This is a genomic window from Acidithiobacillus concretivorus (assembly GCF_018853445.1).
Lineage (GTDB): Bacteria > Pseudomonadota > Gammaproteobacteria > Acidithiobacillales > Acidithiobacillaceae > Acidithiobacillus > Acidithiobacillus concretivorus.
On record NZ_JABELD010000037.1, the window covers coordinates 1 to 25,894 of the forward strand.

Consider the following 25,894-nt stretch of genomic DNA (forward strand, 5'->3'; position numbering starts at 1 on the left):
CCTGGCAAAAAAACCGCCAACAAATACAGGAACAAATACCTATGACCAATGCGGCCGGGCAGGATAGCGCACTAGCTACGGCCGCCTTTCATTCAGGAACCGCCAACCTGACGACCGTTTACCGCAGCCAAATTCAGGAAATCAACATGCAAAACCAGCAGATCACTTTGCAAATACATAATGCACAATCCTGGGTGCTGCTTAATGTTGCTCTGGGTGGCGGATATGCTGCGGAGAAAAATCCGGCATGAGTACAACACCACCCTCCTCAGTGCCTGACAACGTCTCGCGGGAAAAACAGCGGCGCAGACTGTTGGTGCTGGTTGCCAGCATTGTGGTCATTGCCGCTGTGATCGGCACGCTCTGGTGGTTTTTGCGCGGACAGTACTGGATTGAAACCAATGATGCTTACGTCACCGGCAATATCACGCCAGTGGATTGTTTATCGGCAGGTACCATCAAACAGGTGCTGACAGAGAATACGGAATTTGTTCAGGCTGGCGAGGTCTTGGCAATATTACAGGGCACCCATTCTCAACTGGCCATGGAACAGGCCGAAGCCCATTTGGCGGCAACAGTGCGCCAGGTACGCCAGGACTTCACCAGGGTCCAGACACTGCAACAGAGCGTTCAGGCCAAAATGGCTGAACTGCAAAAACTGAAAATGGATTTAAGCCGCTACCAACAATCCCTGCCCAGCGGGGCGGTTTCCAGAATTCGCATTGAAAATACGCAAAATGAACTGACTGCCGCAGCCGCACAAGTTGCAGAGGCCCAGGCAATTCTGCGCGGAGCACAAGCCATCGTTGCGGGCACTACGGTGTATAACAACCCCCTGGTTGAGCAGGCTGCCGCCGCCTTTGAAAAAACCGACATTAACTGGCAAAGGCGTCTGATCCGTGCCCCCATATCGGGTTATATCGCGCAACGCGCTGCTTACCCCGGATTAAAGGTGCACAACGGTCAGCCGTTGTTTTCCGTAGTACCGCTTAACGATTTATGGGTGGTAGCCAACATCAAGGAAACCGCCATGCGCCACATTCACCCCGGGCAGGCCGTTCAGTTGACCAGCTATTACTATGGCCATCAGGTGCACTATCACGGCACCGTTCTGGGTTTACTTCCCGGCGCTGGCAGTGCTTTCAGCATGTTGCCCCCCGAGAATGCGACCGGCAATTATATTCATATTGTGGAACGTGTACCGGTACGTATTGCCATACCTGCCAAAGAACTGGCGAAACATCCTTTGCGTCCGGGGCTTTCCATGGTTGCCGCAGTGCGCTGGAAACCTGGACATCAGCATTCTGTTCTCCAGGCGCTGACCGTCACACCCAAACAAGGCTATGAAACGAACATATACCGTACCGAATTACAGCATGCGCGGCAGCGGGCTGAGGCCATCATTCGCCAAAACCGGTGAACACGGCATCTGAAAACTTGACCGAAATCAAGGACTGCTCATCAGCGAACCCTTATTCTCCATATCACAGGCTGTGTTACGCAGCCTATTTACCGAGCACACATAGAGGAGTCATCCGTAATGAGCATTAATATTCAACTGATCCAATCCAGCGGTGCAGCGGTAAAAGATCTCGGTGTTCAGGTTGCCGAGCACTTTTATAATTATATGTTTACGCACTTTCCGGAGGTCCGGAAAATGTTTCCGGGAGACATGACCGAACAACGTATCCGGCTTTTTAATTCGGTCATTCTGATTGCGACTACTATCGACAATCTGGAAGTATTAGTCCCGTATCTGAAAGAACTGGGCATTTCACACATCAAATATGATACGCGTCCGGAACATTATCCCATCGTCGGTAAAAGCCTGCTCAATACCCTGAAGCATTTTCTGGGAGCCGCCTGGACCCAGGAAATGGCAGAATCCTGGATTGAGGCCTACAACCTCGCTTCCACGGTTTGTATTGAAGCGGCCTATGAAGCGATGGCCCCTTCCCGTTTTGTCCCGGTCACCATCGACGACGTTCCTCCTGCTGTGTGATTTGAGCATACCGGTGGCGTGGAGGTATTTCCGCTGCGCCACGCTGATGAGGTGACTGCATGGAATACGAAATTTGTCTGGAGCCCTCCGGTATCTGCTTCAAGGCGGATGCAAGCCAGAATATTGTCGAAGCAGCAAAAGCGCATAATGTAGCCATTAAACATGGATGTGCCAGCGGTTCCTGCGGAGATTGCAAGGGTACTATTTTATCTGGAGAAAGTGAGCAGGGACCCTTCATGCCTCTGCTTTTATTACCCACAGAGCGCGCGGCGGGCATGGCCATTTTGTGCAAGCTTTATCCCCGCAGCAATATGCGCCTCCAAGCTGAAGTCATTTCCCGGAATATCTGGAAGACCGAAATTGTGGGACTGAGCAAACTGGCCTGGAATGTCCTGGAGTTACGGTTACGTCCAGAAACACCCTATCCATACCGAACCGGACAATATGCACGGATGGCCGTGCCGGGACATAAAGATCAATGGCGCTCTTACTCCATGGCCACCCCCCCGCAGGACCAGGGTGAGTTGGTTTTTCATGTGCGTGAACTGCCAGGCGGTCTATTCAGTCGATGGCTTTTCTACCAGGCTCAATGCGGCGACTCCATCACTCTCGGCCCGGCACAAGGTGAGTTCGCACTCCACCACGAGAATCACCGGCCCATGCTTTGCATTGCCGCAGGAACAGGATTGGCACCTATTGAAGCCATCATTCAGGAAAGTATGCAGTCGGGGCAAACCCGCCCAATCCATCTTTTTTACGGTGCCAAAAAACAGCGTGATTTTTATCATCTGGAAACCTTGCAGCAATGGGCCAGACAATATGCCCATCTCAGGGTCACCCCTACCATTTCCGATGCAGAAGATGCTCAGTGGAAAGGTGCTCGCCGCCTTTTGCCGACAGTAGCAGCCAATGGCCACTGGCAAGATCATGAAGTTTATCTGTGTGGCGGCCCCGGCATGATAGAAGCCGCCATTGATTTACTGCTTTCCCATGGCGTCTCCCATAACCAAATCCATTTTGACGCTTTTGCGCCCAATGGTTAGATTATGTCGCTGGAGGCCTGGATCAAACGGTATGGGGTGCAATGTATGCGTTGCTCGGAATGAGCCATGAACCAGGCCGTAAGCCGTTTTACGCTCAGCCCGCCTGCACCCTTCCGCCTGGATCTGACCATCTGGGCGCTGCGTCGTCAGGCCCACAATCAGATAGATAGCTGGGATGGCAAAATCTACCAACGGGTCTGGCAATATGAAGGAAACCGGCTGGAGGTCCGGCTTTGGCAAAGCCAGACAGGCCCGACGCCGCAGCTGGAAGGAGAAGTCCAGGGAAACTTCGTTGATGAGCAAGCCGTTGCTTGGGTCAGCACGCAACTTTCCTGGATGCTGGGACTGGACCAGGATCTTCGCCCCTTCTACGCGATGGCCGCCAGCGACTTGCGTCTGGCAGCCCTGGCGGATCGATTTCAAGGATTCAGGCCACCGCGTTTTTCCTCACTTTTCGAAGCACTGAGCAATGCCATCGCCTGCCAGCAATTGAGTCTGCACGTCGGCATTCTCCTGCTCACTCGTCTGGCGCGGCTTTGCAGCGATAATCCAGAAGAAACGGACGCGGCTGTTCCCTTCCCGAATCCCTCCGCATTACTGCGGCAAGAAACAACCCGTCTACGCAGCTTGGGGTTCAGCATCCAGAAGGCAACTTTCTTACACGGACTTGCAGAAGTAGCTACGGCGGGTAAATTGGAGCGTGACAACTGGCAAGACCTAAGCAATTCTGAAGCTGCGCAATGTCTGCAACAATTACGCGGTATTGGTCGCTGGTCAACAGAATACGTGTTACTGCGCGGGCTGGGTCGTCTGGACGTGTTCCCCGGCGATGATGTGGGTGCTCGCAAGGCCTTGTATCAGTGGCTGGAAGAACAATCTGCTCCGGACTATATTCAGGTGATCAGGAGATTGCAGCCTTGGCAGCCCTATGCAGGCATGCTGTATTTTCTTCTGCTGTTAAATCGCCTGGAGAAGGAGGGACATATCCAATGAAATCCCATTCGCAGTTGCGATCGAACTCCCCCGAGATCATCACCTGGCGCGTCTATGAGCGCCCTCTACCGGCAGGCTACCACGTGCTCGCTGAACGTCTCTGGCCACGCGGGGTTCGCAAGGCGGATCTTCCCCTGGACGACTGGCCCAAGGAGCTCACGCCCAGTACCGCATTACGCCAGTGGTTTGGGCATGTGGAAGATCGCTGGACCGAGTTTCGTGCGCGTTATCTGAACGAACTGGACGAACACCAGGAAGACGCCTGTCGTTTACTGGGCAATGCGGAAGGTCGGCCGGTCATTCTGCTCTATGCTGCCCACGATAAAATCCATAATGGTGCCGTGGTACTTAGGGAGTTTTTGCTAACACGGTCTTGTTAATTCCGATACCATCACAACCGACCGCTTCAAACGTTATGTCGAATGACCGGCAGCCCAACACTGCAGGGCACGTGGGTCGGGAATATCCAGAACGCGCCGGTTGACGGTAATCAATCCGGCTTTACGCAAGCGCGCCAGCAAGCGGGACAGGGTTTCCGGGGTCAAGCCCAGACGCGCAGCTACCGCTGATTTTTTGGCGGGAAGCTCCACAACGGCTGCAGCATCCAGAGCAGGACACAAATCCAGCAGATAACTCACCAGACGTTGCTCTGCCGACTCGACACTGAGCTGGCGTAGCTCCTTGACCAGAAAATGCAAGCGCATACTCAGTCGCGCCAGCATCTGGCGCATCAACTGGGGCCTTTGCTCCAGAATTTCCAGAAACAAGGCCAGAGGTATTTCCAGAACCGTCGTGGAACCTTCCGCAGCAGCCGTTACCGGATAACGTCCCCCCAGAAAAGCAACGGCTTCGGCAAACAAATCGTTTTTCTGAATAATTTCAACAATTTTTTCCTGACCAGTGGCGGCGGCAGCAATCAGATGAATACGACCGGAGAGGACCAGATAAAAGGCATTTGCGGTTGCCTTTTCGACAAACAGAATATCGCCGGATCCCAAATTGACTTTTTTGCTTTGCTTCAGCAAGGAATCCAGCAATGCTTCGGGCCAAGCCGAAAAAAGCGACGTTTCGCGCAGGAGTGAGGAGACATTATCTGCGATGGCTTCCATCAAAATAGGCTCTCATTGGAGAAAGAGGCAGGATAGTCATCGCCCGACAGTACCGCAAGCACAGAAACACGCTTGCAAGCATGATCCACCCTCACTGGGCCAAAAGTTGGCCCATGAATTGCTTTATGAAATTGCAGTCTGGACAATGAAGTCCTCGCGCAGCCACGACGGAGCGCGAGGTTTTTTTGTAATGGCGTCGGGTAGTGGGAGGAAAAATGAGTGGTGAAAATCTCAACATTGGTTTTGTTGCACTAACGGATAGCGCACCCTTGATTGTGGCGCGTGAGTTGGGTTTTTTTGCGGCTGAGGGGCTCGCTGTCACCCTGCAAAAGGAGCCTTCCTGGGCCAGCTTGCGCGATCACCTGCTCTTTGGGGATCTGGTGGCTGCCCATGCCCTGGCGCCATTACCCATGGCCGCAACGCTGGGGATTGCTTCCCCGAAGATACCGGTGAGCACTGCGCTGACACTTTCCCTGAACGGAAATGCCATTACGGTCAGCCATGCTTTGCACCAACGGCTCCGCGATACCGGATTTACAGGAGCGGAGCCTGCCATCGCCACCGCCCAGGCATTGCGCCGCATTATTGAGATAGAACCTGCCAAAAAATTGCGTTTTGCTGTCGTATCTCCAGTATCCAACCATCATTATCAACTGCGACACTGGCTACGTGCAGCTCGTATTGATCCGGATCAGGATATTCAAATCACCGTGGTTCCACCCCGCCATATGGTTGCCGCGTTGCGTGCAGGAGAAATAGATGGTTATTGCGTAGGAGAGCCCTGGGGTAGTCTGGCGGCTGCAGAAAACGTCGGTATTCCAATTGTCAGTAGTTACGCTCTCTGGAACAACCTGATGGAAAAGGTATTAGCCGTACGGAATGACTGGTCACAGCGCGAGCCTGACCTACACCTGGCGATGATTCGGGCCATCCTGACAGCCAGTCAATGGCTGGATAATCCTCAACACCGCCTGGAAGCCGCGCCCTGGGTTGCCAACGCCATTGGCGTTTCCCGAGAGGTAGTAGCTATGGCTTTAACAGGTAATGTACCAGGCCTGGCTCAACAGGAAGATTTTCATGTATTTGCGCGATACTCAGCCAATTTTCCGTGGCATTCCCACGCGCTGTGGCTGGCTCGCCAAATGCAGGCAGCCAGACAATGGCCTCAAGATGTGGATATTGAGACATTGATTCCCCAGATTTATCGCTGTGACATTTATCGGCAAGCCGCAAAAACGTTGCATCTTTCTGCTCCGAAAATGGATTTTATTGACTGGGGTAACAAGCCCCAATCCTGGCAGGTTCAGAGCGATGATGCTCATCCAATTACCATGGGCGCCAACCTGATTTTTGATGGAAGCACCGTCACCCGCTGAGCGGCGATGCACCATCATTGGGCCCCGTCTCGGGGAATATGCACCAGCTTTGTACATTCAACACCCCCAGAATGCCCACAAAAATCCCGTCCACTGCCTAAAAACAACAATTCAGAGTAACTTCGCAATCATGGCATGGATAATGCTCTAGCCTGATCAGCACTGTTCACCGATGAACAGCGTTTTGGGACGAAGGCGTTCCTGGCTCATACGGGCCGGGAGCGCCTTTTTCTTTGGGTTTTATCTGCGTTCGAGGGGTGCTCCATGAAAGAACTTTTAACCATGCTCCGTAGCGGAAACTGGCGCGCTTTGGTCGCCAGCTTTCTCTATTTCGACACGGGGTTTACCGTCTGGTTGTTATATGGCCCGCTGGCCCCCTACATGATTCACTCCTTGCATCTGACCGATGCGGAACAAGGCTTTTTAGTCGCGATACCCATTCTCTCTGCGGCAATTTTACGAGTGGGCATGGGTAACCTTTATCAAAGTATGAATGGCCGCTGGCTGGCGATGGGTGGTGTCGCACTATCCGCTATTCCGCCGCTTTTCCTGCTGCTCTATCCTGATGTACCCAGCTACTCACTGCTCATCGTGCTCGGTGTACTACTGGGTGTCGGCGGAGCCAGTTTTGCGGTTGCCTTGCCCATGGCCGGGAGTAATTATCCTGCCAAAGTGCAGGGAACCGTATTGGGTATAGCGGCGGCTGGAAACATTGGGGCGGTACTGGATGGTTTTCTCTTTCCGCCCCTGGCCGCGCATTTTGGCTGGGCGCACGCGACCGCTGCCGCACTGCCCTTGCTGGCTCTGGCTGGTGTGAGCCTGTTTTTCTGGGGTAAGGATAGCGCCCCCAAAAGCGGTCGGGTACGGCCCGCATTACTGGGCTTTGTGGTAACTCTGGCAGGTTTGGCAGTTCTGGCTGTAGCAACACCCATGGGCTGGTTGGGGCTGCAGGGCAAATCCGCCCTCCTGATGCTACCCGTATATGGCGTACTGCTGGCAGGTATTTTTCTCCCGCAACGCTACCGTCTTACCCTCCGCGAACGCGATACCTGGGTGATTATTCTGATATACGCCATTACCTTTGGTGGATTTGTCGGTATGTCTGCCTATGTCAGTCTGCTTTTGGTCGCTCTTTACCATTTGCCTAAAATGGATGCTGGCATGCTGATGGCACTGTTTGCTTTTACCGGAGCCATGTTGCGCCCCTTGGGCGGCATAATTGCTGACCGGATCTCGGGTGCCGCCGCATTACGCTGGTTTTTAGGCGGTATCGCGCTGATGGATATTGTGTTTGCAACCTGGACACCTCCTCTCGATCTGGCCATTGGCTTTTTACTGATTTTGTATGCCTGCTTCGGCCTGGGAAACGGTGCCACGTTTCAACTGGTTCCTCTGCGCTGGCCTGAAAAAACCGGCATCATGACCGGTATTATTGGTGCTGCGGGTGGCGTGGGAGGCTTTTATCTGCCCGTTATTCTGGGCATCACCAAGCAGGAAACCGGCACCTATCACCTAGGCTTTGCCTTCTTCGCCGTACTGACCAGCATTGCACTGGGGATGGTATTCGTCCTGCGCCAGCAGTGGTTAAGCTGGTCGCATCATGGAACGATGGCTGTAGCCATGGAGAAAACAACCTCCACTTTATCCAAAGCTGGTGCCGTTACTGACTGAGTTTTCACTAAAGTCCCCCATCACAACTTGCGGTTCTTCCAGATGCGTTTATTGACGCATCGGGGACTCTGCGCTCTTTGCCCATGATTTCATGGCTAAATTTATTCTGGAGACCAGATCATGCCTTCTCTGAAAAAAACTGCTACGCATCTCGCCGTTACGAACGCTCTACTGGTCACTTTGGCGGGAAGTTGGGCCAATGCAGACACCCTGAGCGATGCCATCACCCAAGGACAGGTTCATCTGGATTTTCGTCCTCGTTATGAATTCATGTCGCAAGACGGGAAAAAAGATGCAAATGCCTTTACCGTACAGACGCTGCTGGGGCTCAGCAGCAAACCCATTGCCGGTTTCAGCGCTGATCTGCAATTCATCAACGTAGCGGGCATCATCAACCATTACAACAGCTTACGTAATGACAAAACAGCTTATTCTGTTATTCCCGATCCGGATGAAAGCAACGTCAATCAAGCCTATCTGCAATATGCCGGCATTCCCAGATGGAAACTGCGTGCAGGCCGGCAGGAAATCAATCTGGATGATGAACGTTTTGTTGGCGCTGTCGGTTTCCGACAGACCCCGCAGACTTTTGATTCCGTATCCATCTCCGGAAAACCGCTGAAGGGTTTAACCATTTATGGGGCCTATATATGGCGCATCAAAAACATACTGAATGAAAATGTACCCTCACAAACCATACTCAGCGAAATCAGCTGGTCACCGTCTTCGTTAATGCATGCTCAGGCGTTTGGCTATTGGTATGGCAACCAGGCACATAGTGCCATACCCGGTGCCGCCGCCTGTTTTTTGTCGGGAAACGCCCAAGTCTGCAACAGCCAAACGCTGGGGCTGCGTGTCGGGGGAGTTATCCCCCTCACCCATGCAATAAAACTACCCTACGATCTGAGTTATGCCCGCCAGCTACCTTATGACGGCGGCAGTGCGGCTATCAATGCCGCCTACTATCACCTGAGTGCTGGACTGGCGCTGCCATCCGTTGCGCTCCATGCCAATTACATGGTGATGGGGGCCAACCCTCAGGGAATCTACGGCTTTCAGACTCCATTGGCCACTAAGCATGCCTTCAATGGTTGGGCAGAGGTGTTTCTTACCACCCCCCCAAAGGGGCTGCGTAGCCTTTACTTTACGGCCACGGGAAAAATCATGAAAACCCAACTAATGGCTACCTATTACGATTTTCACGCTGATCATGGTGCTGCCCATTATGGTAATGAGCTGGATTTATCCATAACCCATGGTTTCTCGAGACATTGGAGTGCCGGGGTGCAATATGCGGATTACCGGCGGAGCAGCTATGGGGTCGACACCGAAGGAGCCTGGGTGTTTGTCGATGCAAAATTCTAATCAGGCAATGGATTTAGTTGCACCAATTTGGTGCGGTTGCACCAGGCCTTGCACTGATTTCTGACAATTCGATCGGGGCATAAAATTTAACTTTATGTTTTTATTGCAATCAGCCTCAGGCACATCTATTGCTTAGTATGTTTTGAAGCGGTTCGCGAGGATCGCCTGTATGCAAAACGGCAAAGGCGTCGTCAGCAATTCTGCTGACTGACGCCTTTTTTCTATTTTGGGAGCCCAGCAATGCACACTACAGTTACACCAAAACCCCGTCTGGTAGTTGTCGGCAATGGCATGGCAGGCATCCGTGCGGTCGAAGAACTTTTGAAAATGGCACCAGATCTTTACGAGATCAGCGTGTTCGGTGCTGAACCCCATCCCAACTACAACCGGATACTTCTGACTCCGGTGCTGGCCGGAGAAATGGCTCTGGAAGAAACCATTCTTAATCCTCTGGACTGGTATGCCGAGCATGGAATCCAGTTATTTACCGGTAACCCAGTGACACGCATTGATCGGGTCAAACGCCAGGTTATTAGCGCCGACGGCAAAGCGACCCCCTATGATCGCTTGCTGCTGGCAACCGGCGCAGCCGCTGCTATGGCGCCCGTACCAGGCAATCATTTGCCGGGCGTTCTGAGTTATCGGGATATGGCGGATGTGGAAGCACTGACCAAAAGCAGTGCGCTCGGCGGCCAGGCTGTGGTCATCGGTGGCGGCTTGTTGGGGCTGGAAGTGGCCCATGGTCTGCGGTCCAGGGGAATGGAGGTCACAGTCATTCATCGTCGGGCCTGGCCTTTGGACAAGCAACTGGATCAACGGGGTGGTGTTCTTTTGCAAAAAGCCATGGAAGCCCGGGGTGTCCGGTTTTTGCTGGGTAAGGAAACCGCAGAAATTCTGGGATCGGCGCATGTCACCGGACTACGTTTCAGCGATGGCACGGAGATTCCGGCCGATGTGCTGGTTATGACCATTGGTATCAAACCGCGCATCGAACTGGCTCAGGCTGCAGGCTTGCAATGTGAAACCGGCATTCTGGTCAATGACACCCTGCAAACCTACGATCCACGCATTTATGCCGTCGGAGAGTGTGTCCAGCATCGCGGTCAGACCTATGGTCTGGTAGCCCCTCTGTTTGAACAGGCCAAAGTAGCGGCCAATCACCTGGCGGAATATGGACGGATGCGCTATCAGGGTTCCGTCACCAGCACCAAGCTCAAGGTTACCGGCATCGAACTGTTTTCCGCAGGGAATTTCATGGGCGGAGAAGATTGCGAAGAAGTTACCCTGCTGGACGGCAGCCAGGGCGTCTACAAGAAGGTCATTCTTCAGAAAAACAAGGTGGTGGGTGGCCTACTTTACGGCGATACCAGCATCGGTCCGTGGCTGTTTCAACTCATGCGTGACGGCACTGACGTATCGGCCTTTCGGGATAATATCGTCTTTGGTGAAACCCATCTGGGAGATGCCGGTCATTCCGGAGAAAATCAGGCGGCGCGCCTGCCAGACAACGCCGAAATTTGTGGCTGCAATGGCGTGGCCAAAGGCAGCATTGTCAAGGCCATCCGCGAACAGGGATTGTTTACTCTGGACGATGTACGCAAATGCACCAAGGCCAGCGCTTCCTGCGGTTCCTGTACCGGATTGGTGGAGCAGTTATTGTCCAGCACCCTCGGCGGGTTTTATGAAAGCACCCCGAAGAAAAAAGCCCTGTGTGGCTGTACTGAGCTCAGTCATCAGGAACTGCGCGACGCTATCGTCAAGGAAAAGCTCCTCTCGGTTCACCAGGTCTTTACCTATCTGGAATGGCGCCATCCCGCCGGTTGCCCAACCTGCCGTCCAGCCGTCAATTACTATGTGCGGACCGCCTGGCCCATGGAAGGTCTGGACGATCCGCAATCCCGCTTCATCAATGAACGGGCCCATGCCAACATTCAGAAAGACGGCACCTATTCGGTCATTCCCCGCATTTATGGAGGCGTCACCAGTCCTGCAGAATTGAAACGTATTGCGGAAGTAGCCGAGCGCCATCATGTCCCCATGGTGAAATTTACCGGCGGCCAGCGTCTGGATCTGCTTGGGGTAAAAAAAGAGGATCTGCCCAAAATCTGGGCGGAGCTGGATATGCCCTCGGGTCATGCTTACGGAAAAGCTTTACGTACGGTCAAATCCTGTGTGGGTAGCGAATTTTGCCGTTTTGGTGTGCAGGACAGTACCCGTCTTGCCATTGAGCTGGAAAAAAATCTCGAACGCATGTGGGCACCCCACAAGGTCAAACTCGCCGCATCGGGCTGTCCACGTAACTGCGCCGAGAGCACCATCAAGGACGTGGGAATCATCGGCGTGGATTCGGGCTGGGAAATCTATGTGGGAGGAAATGGCGGCATGAAAGTGCGCGCTGCTGATCTACTCTGCAAGGTAAAAACCCACGCGGAAGTTCTGGAAATGACCAAGACATTTTTGCAGATGTATCGGGAAGATGCCCAATATCTGGAGCGCACCGCGCCCTGGGTAGAACGGATCGGACTGGAAAAGATCAGGGCCACGATAGTCGACGAAGCCCACACCCGAAAAACCCTGGCAGAACGCATGGATTTTGCCCTGGCTCAGGAAAAAGATCCCTGGAAGGAAGCTGTATCGGGCCGACTGGATATTCACGCAGCGCCCATGCGCCGTATCCCGGCCTGAGGAGAACAATATGGAATGGATGGCATTAGGTACTCTTGAAGAAATTCCTGCTCGGGGTGGTCGTTATGTAGAAACTCCGTTGGGAGAAATAGCGGTTCTGCGCAATGAAAATGATGAAGTATTCGCAGTCAGCAACCAATGTCCTCATCGCGGCGGGCCTCTGTCCGAGGGGTTTGTTTCCGGCAAACTCGTTTTTTGCCCCTTACACAACTGGCAAATTGATCTGGAAAAAGGCGAAGCTGTGGCACCGGACTCCGGCTGCGTCAAAAGATTTCCCATCCGTATGGAGGGCGAGCAGATATGGCTGGGCTTGCAGGAAATCACGCCATGAGCCTGCTTCGCACCCAACAATCCGTCCCCTTGCAGCGCCTGGAAAGCAAATCTGTTTGCCCTTACTGTGGAACCGGCTGCGGCGTCATCATCGAACATAATGGCCAGCAGATTACCGGGGTACGCGGCGATCCCGATCATCCAGCCAATTATGGTCAGCTTTGCAGTAAAGGCAGCACTCTGCATCTCAGTTGTCATGGCAGTGATCGGGCCAGCGAACCGCTTCGGCGTGACCGCACCAGTAGCGACTGGACAGCGCTTACCTGGAATGAGGCACTCACACAAATGGCGGACAGCTGGGCAGAAATCATCCACCGGCAGGGACCCCAGGCCGTAGCCCTCTATGTTTCCGGGCAACTCCCCACAGAAGACTATTATGTGGCCAACAAACTGGCCAAAGGCTTTATTGGCACCAATCATATTGATACCAATTCCCGGCTGTGTATGGCTTCCGCTGTCACCGGTTACAAACTCAGCCTGGGGATGGATTCCGTCCCTTGTGCCTATGAAGATCTGGAAGAAACAGATTGCCTGTTTATTGTCGGTGCTAATGTGGCCTATGCCCACCCCATTCTGTTTCGGCGGATTGAAGCCGCCAAACTGCGTCGCCCGGAACTCAAAATTATCGTCGCGGATCCACGTCGCACCCCCACGGCATCCATCGCTGACATTTTTTTACCCCTGAAACCCGGTACGGATGTCGCGCTGTTCCATGGCATGCTCCATATCCTGATCTGGGATAATCACATTGACCGGGAATATATCGCAGCCCATACCGAAGGCTGGGATGAGCTCAAGGCACGGGTTCAGAATTATACCCCGCAGCGGGCCGCCGAAATCTGCCAGATTTCCGAAGCGGAGCTCCGCGCTGCTGCCCAGGCTTTTGGAGCAGCACCCAGCGTCCTTTCCCTTTGGTGTCAGGGGCTCAACCAGTCCAGTCACGGCACCGACAAAAATAGCAGCCTCATCAATTTGCATCTGGCGACCGGGCAAATTGGTCGTCCCGGGGCTGGCCCCTTCAGCCTCACCGGCCAGCCCAACGCCATGGGTGGCCGGGAAACCGGGGGCATGCCCGCACTGCTTCCCGGTCATCGGGAAGTGGCCAATCCCGAGCACCGTTCCGAAATGACCGCCCTCTGGGGAGTTTCCAACCTTCACCCCCAACCCGGATATACGGCTGTTCCCCTGTTTCAGGCGGTGGATCGGGGCGAAATTGAAAGTATCTGGATCAGCTGTACCAATCCGGTATTATCCATGCCCGATCAACAGCAGGTTCAAAGAGCGCTTAACCGGGCCCGGCTGGTTGTTTTGCAGGATAGCTACCTCGGCACCGAAACCGCCGACTACTGTGATCTGCTCCTGCCCGCAGCCAGCTGGGGAGAACGGGAAGCACTGGTCACCAATTCCGAACGGCGCATCAGTCATCTGCGAAAAGCCGTACCCGCTCCTGGAGAAGCGCGTCCCGACTGGATGATTTATCGGGATTTTGCTTTTGCCCTGGGAGAAGCGTTGGATCAACTCCAGCATCCCCTCCCCGATCATCGGGATAGCAGTTGGCATGACCGGGCACAGCGTCTGTTCGATTTTCCGGACTCTGCCAGTATTTTCCGCGAATATCAGCGCTGTACCCAAGGACGGGATCTGGACATCAGCGGTCTGGACTTTGCGCTTCTGGATAGCCAGGGGCCGCAGCAATGGCCATTCCCTTCTGGAGCCAAGAGCGGGAAAAAACGTCTTTACAGTGATGGTGTTTTTTCTACTCCCAGCGGTCGCGCCCGATTCCATGCTCCAGAATTTCAGGGGGTTGCCGAAGAAATTGATGCCCGTTATCCTCTCCGGCTCACCACGGGCCGCTTGCGCGATCAATGGCATTCCATGAGTCGTACCGGCAAAGTCGCTGCACTGTTTGCCAGCGACGAGGAAGCTTTTCTGGAAATATATCCGGAAGATGCGCAACGGCTGAAACTCCAAAACGAGGATCTGGCCCGGGTTATCAGTCGGCGTGGTCATAATGTGCTCCGGGTGCGCATTCAACACAATCTGCAGCCAGGACTGGTTTTTGCTCCCATGCATTTTGGTCGGCGCTTTGCGCCTGCTGCCCTCTGCAACCAGCTCACATTGCCCGCCATTGATCCCGTTTCCGGAGAGCCCGAGTTCAAACACACTGCGGTTCGCATAGAACCGGCTATTTTCCCCTGGCAGGGCACAATCCTGCGCCTGCACAGTGATGAAGCGCACTTCCAGGCCGCACAACGTATTGCCCGAACTTTTCCCTATGCCAGCCTCAGCCGTATACGTCAGGACCAACGCGAAGGTTTCATTTTGCGTCTAGCCGGAGAAAAAGCTCCGGCCATACGGGATATTCATGCCTGGGACCAGGCGCTCGGCATGGATGGTCTGGAAGTGCTGGATTATGATGATGCCCGTCGCCATGTACGCAAACGCCTGTGTATGCAGGGCAAGCAACTGCTGGCTGTGCGCCTGTTTGGTGAAGACGGAACCCGCGACTGGCTCCGTGAACTGATGCTGAGTGGCACCGATGTCGATGCTTACCGTCATGCCCTTTTTGCGCCCAAAGTGCCTGCTGATATGGCTGCGTGGACGCGCTCACGGGGCATTTGTGCCTGCACGGGCGTCAATGAAGAACAACTGCGACAAAGTATTGCGGCGGGCAACATCTCCTTGAGCCAAATCGTCCAGGATTGCGGTGCCGGAGGTGAATGTGGTTCCTGTAAACCGGAAATCATGACGATGATTCGCCTGATCCATCAGGAGGCATCATGACTGCGAAGATGAATATGACCAGCCTCATCGGCCGCGTCGCCCGAGGACGTGAACATGCAGAAGACCTGGACTATGCAGAAGCCAAAAAACTGTTTACGGACTGGCTGCACGGCGATTTACCGGAACTGGCCATGGGTGCCCTATGGACGGCCTACCGCATCAAGGGCGAAAGCGTCGAGGAATTACGCGCTTTTGCCCATGCTCTGGAAGAAAATATCGAACCCCTCGCTTTCCAGCACAGCTGCCGGCCGATCATTTTCCCCAGTTACAACGGTACCCGGCGTGGAGCCAATCTCTTGCCGCTGCTGGCTATGACCCTTACGCGTTGTGGCGTGCCGGTGCTGATGCACGGATTCGCTGCGCAGCACGACGCCCATGATCTCCTCTGGGCCGATCATGATCCATCCGGGCGGCTACACAGTGCCGACATTCTCCGTGAATTTGGGCTGGCCAGCGCGGAAAACAGTCACCAGGCGAACACCCTTCTGCATCTTCAGGGTCTCAGTTACCTGCCGGTGGATGCCTTTCATCCCGGTCTGGGCAAAATGCTGGCCTTGCGACAACAGCTCGGGGTGCGCTCCAGCGTACATACTATCGTCAAGCTTTTTAATCCTTTCCAGAACCCCGCCGTACATTGTGCCGGCGTCACCCATCCGCCCTATTTGCTGCGCCTGCAGGAATATTTCCAGCGGGAACAAAGTACGGCACTCATTTTGCGAGGAAGCGAAGGAGAATGTTTTGCCAATCCCAAACGCCGTCCGGATTTGCACGTTTGTCAGCAGGGTGAATCGGTTCTCTGGATGGAAAAAGACACGCAGCCCTTGCAGCAAATGCCTGCACTGCCTGAAAATCCAGGCATTTCAGCGACCTGTCGCTATATGGAAGCCGTACTGAATGGACGATTGCCGCTGCCTTCGCCTCTGGTCGATCAAGCCTTGTGCCTGCTTTGCCTGAGTGGGCGCTGCGCGGACATGGACAGCGCACGTCATCATCTTGCCCATCACTTTTCCCGTTACGCCGCCTGAACTGGAGTCTTCCCATGCAAACCTGCACAACCTCATTTCCTGTTGCCATTGTCGGTGCCGGTCCCGGCGACCCGGAACTCCTCACCCTCAAAGCCGCACGGCGCATTGCGGCTGCTGATATCATTTTTTATGATGCCCTCGCCAATCCCGGTTTACTCGATATGGCAGCGGCTGGGTGTAAAAAAGTGGAAGTGGGCAAACGCGGCGGGCAGGACTCCACCCCGCAAATACGCATTCATGAACACCTGATCCGTTCGGCCCAACAAGGTTTGCAGGTGGTCCGTCTGAAAGGAGGAGATCCATTTCTCTTTGGGCGCGGAGGCGAAGAATGTCTGGCCCTGCGTGCCGCCCATATCGATTACGAAATCATCCCCGGCATCAGCAGCGGAATGGCGGCAGCGGCTTATGCCGGCGTACCGCTCACCCATCGTCATCGCAGTCAGTCGGTCATTTTCCTGACGGGGCACGAAGCCAGAGGTAGCCACCCTCAAGACTGGTCACGCTATGCCAAGGCGGCAGACACTCTGGTCATTTACATGGGCATCGAACGCATATCCGATATTTGTCAGGGTCTGATGGCGGGCGGTCTGGCTGCTGAAACCCCCTGTCTTGCCGTACAATGGGCGACCATCACGCAAAAACAGGTACAGGCGCCCTTGCAGCAATTCAGTACAGCCATTCGGGCAGCAGAACTAGGCAGCCCGGCGATTCTCATTATTGGTTCCGTCGTGGAATTGGCCGATATTTGTGCGTGGTTTCCCGGCGAAGCCGTTTTACCTACACAACGCCTGCAACAACCATAAGGAAAAGCGCATGACCGAAGTGCAATTTCTGCTGGCACATGGTTCCCGCAACCCCCAGTGGCGAAAACCTTTTGAGCGAATCGCCGAAAAATTACAGATCGCCCAACCAGAACGGCAGATCGTGTTGTGCTATTTGGAAATGTGGGAGCCATCTCTGGATCAGGCCCTGCACTCAGCCTATGCATCGGGTTATCGCCACTTTCGCATATCTCCATTATTTTGGAGCAGCGGTCGTCATTTACAGGAGGATCTGCCTGCACTCCTTGAGCAGGTGCAAGTAACCTTACCTGATTGCTTCATCCAGGTAGAAGGACCCATCGGCGAATCGGAAATCGTCATCCAGGCCGCTCTGCAAGCGCTACAATGAGCCCATGCATCGCATCGTCCTAATCGACAATAATGTGGAGCGTGCAGAAATCCTCCGCGAAGCCCTCGCCAGCGAAGGGCAGATTGTTGTGGATATTTTTGGCTGGTCAGATCTTTCCTGGCAACGTCTGGAAAAGCTGCAACCCGATGTCATCATCGCTGAAGCGGGCAGTCCTGAACGGGACGTGCTCGAACACATCGTCTTCCTCAGCGAAACCCTGGAACTACCAGTCGTGGTGCTGGGCGCCCCTGAAGATGAAGACACCATGCGTCGGGCTATTCGAGCCGGGGTAGCCGCCTATGTTGCCCACGGCATTTCCGCCCAGGATATTGCCCCCATTCTCAAGGTAGCAGCGCTCCGCTATGCCGAATATCGGCAATTGCGCAAAGAACTCAAAGACACCCAAAATGCCCTCTCCGAGCGCAAGCAAATTGAAAAAGCCAAGGGCATCCTCATGCGCGACTTGCAAATTGACGAAGCCGAAGCCTACCGGCGCATGCGGCGGCTCGCCATGGACAAAGGAAAAAAACTGGGAGAAATTGCCGAAATGATCATTACGGTGGGCGAAGCAGGCAGTTCCTGATCTCCTGGCCGGCTTCCACCGGATCACACTTCACTCCAACCCGCCATTAATCACGGCAATCATCCATCTTGCCTGCACTAACGATGCTCTTTATGATTCCTGATTCCTTCTCGGGTTACGCCATGACTTTGCAGATAATTCCATGAATATTATCCAGAAGCTGATTCGCCCCGGAATCCCGGCAGCAATTTTCTCCGCCCTGCTTTTTGGTGCCAGCACCCCTCTGGCCAAAATTCTCCTGGCGTCGGTCAGCCCCTGGATGCTCGCGGCCCTGCTTTATCTGGGTTCCGGCCTGGGGCTCAGCGTGTATCGGCTGCTGCGCCGCAGTCCGCGCGTCCATTTATCGCGTGCAGACACCTTCTGGTTTGGAGCCTCCGTACTGGCAGGAGGTATCATCGCACCAGTGCTGTTCATGTTCGGACTGCGGGGTGCGGCAGCATCCAATGCCTCCTTACTGCTCAATGCCGAATCCGTATTCACCACGCTGCTGGCCTGGTGGGTGTTCAAGGAAAACTTTGATCGTCGGATTGCCTGGGGCATGTTCGCCATTGTGCTCGGCATGGTGCTGCTCAGCTGGCCCGGTGCCGGAACACTGCAATTTCATATCCAACAGTTGTGGCCAGCAGCGGCCATCATTGCCGCCTGCTTTGCCTGGGGCGTAGACAATAATCTGACCCGGAAAATCTCCCTGACGGATTCCAGCTGGATTGCCGCCAACAAAGGTTGGGTTGCGGGTAGCGTCAATCTGCTACTCGCCTTATGGCTGGGCAGCACAATACCGGCTCTACCGGATGCCATTGCTGCCATGATTCTGGGATTTTTTGCTTACGGGGTCAGCCTCGCCCTGTTTGTGCTTGGCTTACGCCATCTGGGCAGCGCCCGCACGGGGGCCTATTTTTCAAGCGCTCCCTTCTTTGGGGCCATTCTCAGCGTCATCATCCTGGGCACTCCGATCACACCGCTCCTACTGATCGCGGCAGCACTGATGGCCTGGGGGATCTGGATGCATCTGGATGAACGCCACGATCATGTCCATTCCCATGAAGCTATGGATCATGCCCACATGCATACCCACGATGCCCATCACCAACACACCCACGCCTTCCCGGTTGCTCCAGGAACCCGTCATGAGCATCCGCATCATCATGAGCCCCTCACCCACAGCCACCCGCACGTGCCGGACATGCATCATTTACATAAACACTAAGCCTCGCCAACAAAGGCTTTTTCAGGGGGCTATAAAGGGGCCACCCGAAACGTTTCAAAGAGAATATCTACTGTAGTAGCATCATGACTCTCTTTCACACGGACGGGCATTCTCCTGAACGACTGGATCAGCTATTTTCCTGCACTTTCCACCGTGCCAACCCATGAAAAAACGTTGTTCAACAAGGCGCGTCCAGTGCAATGGGGGTCGGATCAAATCATTTTTCACGCCGGTACTCCCTGCAACCAATATTTGTTAGTGCTGGAAGGCCAGATCCGGGTGCAACAGATTTCTGCAGGCGGGCGCGAAATCGTCTTGTACCGCATTGGCCCCGGAGAATCCTGCATTCTCACTACCGCTTGCCTGTTCAGTCATCGCCCCTATCCCGCCATGGGTATTACCGAAACAGCCGTGAAGGCGATCAGCCTGCCAAAATCGTTTTTTGATCAACTCATTGGCCAATCCAGCCTTTTTCGGGAGTTCGTATTCAATGCCTACGGAAATCGCTTGACCGACTTGCTTACTCTGGTCGAAGAAGTCGTCTTTACCCGTCTGGATATTCGCCTCGCCAGAAAACTTCTGGACCTGGGAAAGCATGCCCAGCTTATCCAGATTACCCATCAGACATTGGCTACCGAGCTGGGGTCGGCCCGGGAAGTCATCAGCCGTGCCCTCAAAGAATTTGCATTGCGGGGATAGATCCGGCGCGGGTCAGGTCAAATTGAAATTATCCAGATGCAGGGATTGCAACAATTAGCAAACTCGGAATTTGTTTCGCCTCGGTGAGAAAGTCACAGACATCTCCCTGCGAGTTGCCTACGATGAAAATCTCTGCTGACTTAACAAGGAATCCAAAATGTCTGTCTCTACCCTGTTTAACGAAGGAATGGCCGACCGATTAATTCGGATCATTGTCGGAATTATTGTCATTGCACTGGTTTTTGTCGGACCGAAAACCCCCTGGGGATGGTTGGGGCTCGTACCCTTAATCACCGGTTTGGTCGGTTGGTGTCCAGCCTACTCGCTCTTCGGCATCAGGACCTGCCCGCTCCGCAAATCCTGAGAGGCCAATATCCGGATCAGTGCACGACGCGCACTGATCCCTTTTTAGAGAGCCTTTCCAGCCACGCGTAAATTCCAGGCATCACCAGCAGTACCAGGGGAATTTCAGCCAGCAATCCTGAAATAATGGCGATGGCCAAAGGTGCCTGCATTTGTGCCCCGGCGCCCATCCCCAAGGCCAGCGGCATGAGGGCCAAAATGGCGATAATGGCCGTCATCAGCACCGGCCGTAGCCGCGCCTTACCAGCCCGAACCAGTTCGTGGGACTCCGCAGACTGCGCTTCCGCAAAAAAGAAAATTGCCGTTTCCGTGACAATACCAACAATCATGGTCATCCCGATCATGGCGGTAATATTGCGCTCGGTGCCGGTCAGCCACAGGCCGATAAACACGCTACCCAGTGCCAGGAGCGCTGTCGCGAGAATACTCAGGACCACGGTAAAACGCTCATAGAGGAACAGGAGCAGCACCGTCACCAGCAGAATAGCCGCCAGCAGCACCAACGCCAGCTCGCGCATGGATTGTTGTTGTTCGCGGTACAACCCCCCGTACTGCAAATAGACACCCTGGGGCAATTGCAGGTGGGCCAGGCGGATCTTCACCTCGCCCATCACCGTACTCATCGCCCGCCCCTCGATACGGGCCGTCACTGCCACCATGGGTTTAAGGTTTTCGGCGTTTAGTTCCGCCTGCCCGGATTGCATTCGAATTTCAGCCACCTGCCCCAGGGTCAGATAATGCCCATCGGGGGCAATTATGGGGAGCTGTCGCAGGCGATGGATTTCACTCCAGAGTGCATGGGGCGCACGGACGCGGATCCCGATCATTTCCTGGCCTTGAGGTATTCGACTGACTACGCGTCCTTCCATCAAGGTTTGCAACTGGCTGCTGACCTGACCCGGAGTCATTCCCGCCAGGGCGGCCTTCACCGGATCCACATGCATATCAACGGCGTCACCGGCAATGGTAATCCCGTCAAAAACCTCTACAACGCCCGGCACCTGCCGGATTTGTCCAGCCACTTGCCGGGCCATTTTTTGCAGCGTTTGGGGATCCGCACCGAAGAGCTTGATTTCAATAGGCTGAGGGACGGCGGTTAAATCTCCGATAAGATCTTCCATCAGTTGCCCCGTTTGCACCCGCAACCCCGGAACCTGATTATGAATCTGCGCACGAACGGCCTGCATCACCTGCCATATGGAATGCTGTCGCTGCCTCTTGAGACGGATGAAAAAGTCTCCGGTGTTGGCTTCTGTGATGCCTCCGCCCAACTGTAGACCCGTGCGCCGTGAATAACTGGCCACATCCCGATTTTGGGCGAGAATCTGCTGTACCTGATCCAGCAGCCGATCTGTTTCCGCCAAAGAAGTGCTGGGGGCCGCAGTATAATCCAGCACGAAGCCTCCCTCGTCCATCGCGGGCATGAAACCACTGCCCACCTGGGTGTAAGACCATCCCCCCAAAAGCAGAAAGACCAGCACAATCAAAGATAAAAACAAAGGTCGCCGCAACAGTCTTTCCAGATAATGCCCATAAATACGGCTGAACCAGGCCAAAAAACGGCCCTGATGTTCGGCCTGCTCGGCATCCTGGGGTCTCAGGAGCAGATCGGCGAGGAGGGGCACCGCCAGATAAGCCACCAGAAAGGACACCAATAGGGCCGCTGCAATGGAGATGGCCAATGCCTGAAAAAAAGCACCGGTCACCCCGGATAAAAAGGCCAGCGGTATAAAAATGATGATGGTTGCTGCCGAAGAGCCCGCCAGCGGTTTACTCATTTCCAGGGCAGAATGCAGCACGGACACCGGCTTACCTTCACTGGGGTTATCAGTAATGCGGCGCATGATGTGTTCCAGCATGACCACGGCATCATCTACCACCAGACCCACGGCTGCTGCCATGCCCCCCAGCGTCATGATGTTAAAGCTCTGGTGCAACACATAAAGGATCAGCACGCTGGCGAGGAGCACACTGGGCAGCACGATGGCCACAATGAAGGTCAGCCGCAAATTTCGTAAAAACACCAGCAGCACCAAAGCCGCCAAAGCTGCGCCGATAAAAATGGCATCCCGCACACTGGATGCAGCAGCGGTAATCAACTGACTCTGGTCATACCAGGTACTCAGGTTTATCCCTGCCGGAATGCTCTTGGCATCCTTGCGCAGCAGGGTCCGGATAGCCTGATCAATGGCCACCGTATTAGCACCCATCTGCTGCTTGATATTGACCAGCACAGCGTTTTTGCCATTGGCTGTCACGGTGGTCCACTGGGGTGCGGTTCCTACCCGGACCTCGGCCACATCGGCCAAGTCCACGACCCCGGCGGTACCGGTCTTCAGCACGATATGACGGATATCCTGCACATTTTTCAGGGGACTTTCACTCAGAATCTGATAGAGGCGGTAGTAACGTTGCAATCGACCCACGGCGGTAATGACATTGCCGTTACTCAGTGCCTGCTCCACATCCGTCAGACGCAGCCCATAACTCTGCAGACGCATGGGATCCACCACCACCTGATATTCCTCACGCGCCCCGCCCTGCACTTCAACCTGCGCCACGCCGTGGATAGCCAGCAGCAGCGGCCGCAGGTCATATTCGGCGTAGCGCCGCAAGGCGACTGCATCCAGACGATCCGAGGTCAGCGACAGACCCAGCACCGGAAACACGGTCGGATCCATGCGTCGCGCCGTAAACCGGGTATCTGGCGGCAAAGCGGGCAATACCTTGTTGACTGCCGATTCTGCCTGCAACAAAGCTTCGGTCATATTGCTGCCCCAGGCGAACTGTACGGATACATCAGCGGCACCACGCGCCGTGGTAGAGCGAATACGCTCGACACCGGGAACCGCTCGCAAGGCCTGCTCCAACGGTCGGGTGACCGCAATTTCCGTCTGCTGAATGGGCATATTTCCGGAATTTACCAAGACTTCGATCCGTGGGAATACCACATTGGGAAACAGGGCCACCGGCATTTTCATGGCAGCCATCAGACCCGCCAGAACTAACACCAGCAACAGGAAAAGCATGGAACGCCGATGCTGCAGTAACCAGGCACCCATCAGGATTTCCCTTCTATCCGCAAGGCCATTCCGTTTTTCAGCTCATAATTGCCGAGACTGACCACCGAATCGCCCGCGCTCAGCCCTTGGTTGACCGCAATCCAGCCATCCTGCTGCCAACCCGTTTTCACCCAGCGTTTTTGGGCCTTTCCTGCCGCATCTACAAAACAATAGGATTTGTCACCCTGCCGGAGCACCGTACTCTCCGGAACCACCACAGCCTTTTGTCTATGCAAAATAATTTCCGCCTGCAGCATGGCCCCCGGCATTAAATCAGGACTTGCAGGCAAAGGAACCACCACCTGGGCCAGTCGGGTTTGTGGATCAATCTGACGATAAATCTGCCCGATTTTCCCGGACACTGCCCGCCCTCCATATACCGGGAGCAGTTGCACGGAATCTCCGACCTGTATGCGCGACAAATCTGCTGGCTCTACCCCCAACAATACACGCAGGGCATTAGCCGTACTCAAACTGAGCAAAGGCTGACCAGCAGGGACAAGATCACCCTGATGGACATGTACGATGGTCACCACCCCGTTGATAGGCGCAGACACCTGTCCTTTTTGCAGTTGTTGCAACCGCAACTGGATATCCTGCAAGGCTGCCCGCGCCCGGGCCAGAGATTGATCGGCCGCTTGCAGTTGGCTATTGGTCGCCAGTTGACGCTGGCGCAGGCTTGCCACCCGTTGCTGGTCGGCAATGGCGAATTTCAGGGCAATTTCCGCCTGTTTCCGTTGCAGTTGATCGCTGACCGAAGCTTGAATCTGCAGCAAAGGTTGTCCTTGCTTGACCCGCTGCCCGGCAGCCACCAACACCTGATTGACCAGGGATTCGGCCGGCAGCACGATGGTTCTGCCATCTTCCGGTGCAAACTCTACGGTACCGTAGACCCGCAGCTGATCGGCCATGGACATCATGCGCGCCGGCGTGACTTTTACCAGAGCGGAAACCTCTGCCCCGGCAGATCCCGCCAACAGCAAGCACAGGCAGCATCCCCATGCCAGGAATTTTCCGCCCGAAAACCCTGTTCTCATTTCTGACTCTCCCAATCGGCATAAGGGACGCCAACTGCCATTTCCAGAGCGGCCTGTTGGGCGGCATAGGATTCCTGCAGCGCCAGTAATTGCAGGCGCTTCGCCAGGGACTGGCTACGTATGGTTTCATAATCCAGCAAGGTCACATCATGTTCGGCAGCCGCCTTGCGTAAGTGGTTTTCGGCTTTCTCCAGTTCAGGAACCTGTTGTTGCAGAGGCAGGATTTCCTGGGCCAAACGGTGAAGATCCGTCACCAGACGGTAAATGTCGGCGCGGGCCTGAAACAAACGGGCGGTATAGGCTGCCCGCAGTTGAGTACGGGTAGCCTCGCTTTCGGCAATGACCCCACGATTCCGGTTCCAGAGGGGAATATCCAGGGTCAAACTCGGGCTGTAGCTTTGTATATTGGAAGTATCCGCAGCCTTTCCGAAACCGATGGTGAAACCCGGATATTGACCCAGAATGGCCCGCCGTACCCGAGCTTCCTGCGCCTGATAACCGGCCCGCAGGGCCACCAGGTCCAAGCGGTGCTGGTCGGCCAATTTCACTAATGACGCCGCATCGGGCAACTTGGCCCAGAGTTGCGGAGACTGAATATGGAACCGCATTTGAGGCGGAAGGCCAATGGATTGGTTGAGCTTCTGGCGCGTATCCGTGACTTGTCGACGTAAGGCCAAAGCCCGATCCTGACTATCCAGCCAGGCAATTTGCCGCAGTGAAGCGGTAGTGATGGTGGTATCCCCCAGACGTAAATTTTCAACGGCGGCTTGATACAATCTCCCGGTGGTCCTGGCTGCTGCTGCCGCGACCGCTTCCTGCGCCTGCAAATAATAAAGCTGACGGGCAAGAACGCGCGTATTACCGGCTTGCATCCACTCCTGCCAGGCGACCTGATATTGCACGGATTTCTGCTGGGCGCGGGCAATATCCAGATTGGCAGTGCGGGTAAACAGACTGGCGAGGCTCCAACTCAAACCCATGCTATAGGCATTGTAATAACCGGCTGCAACATTACTGGGCAAGTCCGCACTCACTGACAATTGGGGATCGGGAAGCAAACCGGCCGCGAAAACCTGGGCCTGAGCGACCCCCAGATTCGCCCGCATGGCTCGCAACTGTGGGTTGAGCAACACCGCAATGCTTCCAATATCCTTCCCGGAAAATGGTCCCTGCAAATCCATTGACTGGACATGGGGGTGCATTCGTCCCAACGCCGCTGCCATTTCCCGATGCACCGTCTGCATCGAGGACAGATGGTCAGGCAAAGGCAATGCCTGATAATGCGCACATCCCGTCAGCAGTAACAACAGGCTCGCCGTGCAGGCGAACCATAATCGTAATGCCATAAATCCAATGCTCCCTGAAGGTTGAGAACGCGTCATCGAGGTGC

General features: G+C 54.7%; 22 protein-coding genes and 1 pseudogene. 19 read left to right on the forward strand and 4 right to left on the reverse strand.

Annotated features, from left to right (window positions below; all coding sequences use genetic code 11):
- The 6 genes and pseudogenes from HJG40_RS05345 to HJG40_RS05370 all read left to right on the forward strand — a co-directional run.
- Window positions 1-251 (forward strand): annotated as a pseudogene (locus HJG40_RS05345) (efflux transporter outer membrane subunit); the annotation flags it as partial.
- Window positions 248-1,420, forward strand: a complete 1,173-nt coding sequence (locus HJG40_RS05350) for an HlyD family secretion protein (RefSeq protein ID WP_215863229.1) — start codon at window positions 248-250, stop codon at window positions 1,418-1,420. The pseudogene HJG40_RS05345 and the gene HJG40_RS05350, both read left to right, overlap by 4 nt.
- Window positions 1,421-1,540: 120 nt before the next feature.
- Window positions 1,541-2,002 (forward strand): globin domain-containing protein, encoded by a 462-nt coding sequence (locus tag HJG40_RS05355; RefSeq protein WP_010642122.1) that lies wholly within the window; start codon window positions 1,541-1,543, stop codon window positions 2,000-2,002.
- 59 nt (window positions 2,003-2,061) lie between these two features.
- Window positions 2,062-3,045, forward strand: coding sequence for an FAD-binding oxidoreductase (locus HJG40_RS05360; RefSeq protein ID WP_215863230.1), 984 nt, complete (start codon window positions 2,062-2,064; stop codon window positions 3,043-3,045).
- 66 nt (window positions 3,046-3,111) lie between these two features.
- Complete coding sequence (locus HJG40_RS05365; RefSeq protein WP_215863231.1) at window positions 3,112-4,038, forward strand: DNA-3-methyladenine glycosylase family protein; 927 nt, start codon at window positions 3,112-3,114, stop codon at window positions 4,036-4,038.
- On the forward strand, window positions 4,035-4,418 hold the full coding sequence (locus tag HJG40_RS05370; RefSeq protein WP_215863232.1) for a DUF488 domain-containing protein: 384 nt from the start codon (window positions 4,035-4,037) through the stop codon (window positions 4,416-4,418). Before HJG40_RS05365 ends, HJG40_RS05370 begins: the two co-directional genes overlap by 4 nt.
- 33 nt (window positions 4,419-4,451) lie before the next feature.
- On the opposite strand, the gene HJG40_RS05375 is transcribed toward HJG40_RS05370, so the two are convergent.
- On the reverse strand, window positions 4,452-5,147 hold the full coding sequence (locus HJG40_RS05375; RefSeq protein ID WP_215863233.1) for a Crp/Fnr family transcriptional regulator: 696 nt from the start codon (window positions 5,145-5,147) through the stop codon (window positions 4,452-4,454).
- A gap of 215 nt (window positions 5,148-5,362) precedes the next feature.
- Here HJG40_RS05375 and HJG40_RS05380 point away from each other — a divergent pair, with 215 nt between their 5' ends.
- The 13 genes from HJG40_RS05380 (at window position 5,363) to HJG40_RS05440 (ending at window position 20,406) form a co-directional block, all read left to right on the forward strand.
- Complete coding sequence (locus tag HJG40_RS05380) at window positions 5,363-6,523, forward strand: CmpA/NrtA family ABC transporter substrate-binding protein (RefSeq protein ID WP_215863234.1); 1,161 nt, start codon at window positions 5,363-5,365, stop codon at window positions 6,521-6,523.
- A 264-nt stretch (window positions 6,524-6,787) separates the two neighbouring features.
- Window positions 6,788-8,194, forward strand: coding sequence for an MFS transporter (locus HJG40_RS05385; RefSeq protein WP_215863235.1), 1,407 nt, complete (start codon window positions 6,788-6,790; stop codon window positions 8,192-8,194).
- A gap of 120 nt (window positions 8,195-8,314) precedes the next feature.
- Window positions 8,315-9,559 (forward strand): alginate export family protein, encoded by a 1,245-nt coding sequence (locus tag HJG40_RS05390; RefSeq protein WP_215863236.1) that lies wholly within the window; start codon window positions 8,315-8,317, stop codon window positions 9,557-9,559.
- 240 nt (window positions 9,560-9,799) lie between these two features.
- Entirely contained in the window at window positions 9,800-12,244 is a 2,445-nt protein-coding gene (gene nirB / locus HJG40_RS05395) for a nitrite reductase large subunit NirB (RefSeq protein ID WP_215863237.1), read from the forward strand.
- A gap of 10 nt (window positions 12,245-12,254) precedes the next feature.
- Complete coding sequence (gene nirD, locus HJG40_RS05400; protein ID WP_215851654.1) at window positions 12,255-12,575, forward strand: nitrite reductase small subunit NirD; 321 nt, start codon at window positions 12,255-12,257, stop codon at window positions 12,573-12,575.
- Complete coding sequence (locus tag HJG40_RS05405) at window positions 12,572-15,358, forward strand: nitrate reductase (protein WP_215863238.1); 2,787 nt, start codon at window positions 12,572-12,574, stop codon at window positions 15,356-15,358. The genes nirD and HJG40_RS05405 overlap by 4 nt, the downstream gene beginning before the upstream one ends.
- Window positions 15,355-16,383 carry a DNA-binding protein YbiB gene (gene ybiB / locus HJG40_RS05410; RefSeq protein ID WP_215863239.1) on the forward strand — a complete coding sequence of 343 codons (1,029 nt, stop codon included), beginning with the start codon at window positions 15,355-15,357 and terminating at the stop codon, window positions 16,381-16,383. Before HJG40_RS05405 ends, ybiB begins: the two co-directional genes overlap by 4 nt.
- A 14-nt stretch (window positions 16,384-16,397) precedes the next feature.
- Window positions 16,398-17,186: a uroporphyrinogen-III C-methyltransferase gene (gene cobA, locus HJG40_RS05415; RefSeq protein WP_215863240.1), complete on the forward strand. Its 789-nt coding sequence runs from the start codon at window positions 16,398-16,400 to the stop codon at window positions 17,184-17,186.
- A 10-nt stretch (window positions 17,187-17,196) separates the two neighbouring features.
- Window positions 17,197-17,553 carry a sirohydrochlorin chelatase gene (locus tag HJG40_RS05420; protein WP_215863241.1) on the forward strand — a complete coding sequence of 119 codons (357 nt, stop codon included), beginning with the start codon at window positions 17,197-17,199 and terminating at the stop codon, window positions 17,551-17,553.
- A 4-nt stretch (window positions 17,554-17,557) separates the two neighbouring features.
- On the forward strand, window positions 17,558-18,136 hold the full coding sequence (locus HJG40_RS05425) for an ANTAR domain-containing response regulator (RefSeq protein ID WP_215863242.1): 579 nt from the start codon (window positions 17,558-17,560) through the stop codon (window positions 18,134-18,136).
- Between the two features lie 142 nt (window positions 18,137-18,278).
- Window positions 18,279-19,343: a DMT family transporter gene (locus HJG40_RS05430; protein WP_215863243.1), complete on the forward strand. Its 1,065-nt coding sequence runs from the start codon at window positions 18,279-18,281 to the stop codon at window positions 19,341-19,343.
- Window positions 19,344-19,538: 195 nt separating this feature from the next.
- Window positions 19,539-20,042 carry a Crp/Fnr family transcriptional regulator gene (locus tag HJG40_RS05435; RefSeq protein ID WP_368355877.1) on the forward strand — a complete coding sequence of 168 codons (504 nt, stop codon included), beginning with the start codon at window positions 19,539-19,541 and terminating at the stop codon, window positions 20,040-20,042.
- A 157-nt stretch (window positions 20,043-20,199) separates the two neighbouring features.
- Window positions 20,200-20,406: a YgaP family membrane protein gene (locus HJG40_RS05440; RefSeq protein WP_215863244.1), complete on the forward strand. Its 207-nt coding sequence runs from the start codon at window positions 20,200-20,202 to the stop codon at window positions 20,404-20,406.
- A gap of 16 nt (window positions 20,407-20,422) precedes the next feature.
- Here HJG40_RS05440 and HJG40_RS05445 read toward each other — a convergent pair whose 3' ends face one another.
- From HJG40_RS05445 to HJG40_RS05455, 3 genes are read right to left on the reverse strand one after another with little or no spacing between them, the layout of a single operon-like run.
- Window positions 20,423-23,467 carry an efflux RND transporter permease subunit gene (locus tag HJG40_RS05445; RefSeq protein WP_215863245.1) on the reverse strand — a complete coding sequence of 1,015 codons (3,045 nt, stop codon included), beginning with the start codon at window positions 23,465-23,467 and terminating at the stop codon, window positions 20,423-20,425.
- Entirely contained in the window at window positions 23,467-24,504 is a 1,038-nt protein-coding gene (locus HJG40_RS05450; protein WP_215863246.1) for an efflux RND transporter periplasmic adaptor subunit, read from the reverse strand. The genes HJG40_RS05445 and HJG40_RS05450 overlap by 1 nt, the downstream gene beginning before the upstream one ends.
- Window positions 24,501-25,850: a TolC family protein gene (locus tag HJG40_RS05455; protein ID WP_215863247.1), complete on the reverse strand. Its 1,350-nt coding sequence runs from the start codon at window positions 25,848-25,850 to the stop codon at window positions 24,501-24,503. Before HJG40_RS05455 ends, HJG40_RS05450 begins: the two co-directional genes overlap by 4 nt.
- Window positions 25,851-25,894: the final 44 nt, after the last annotated feature.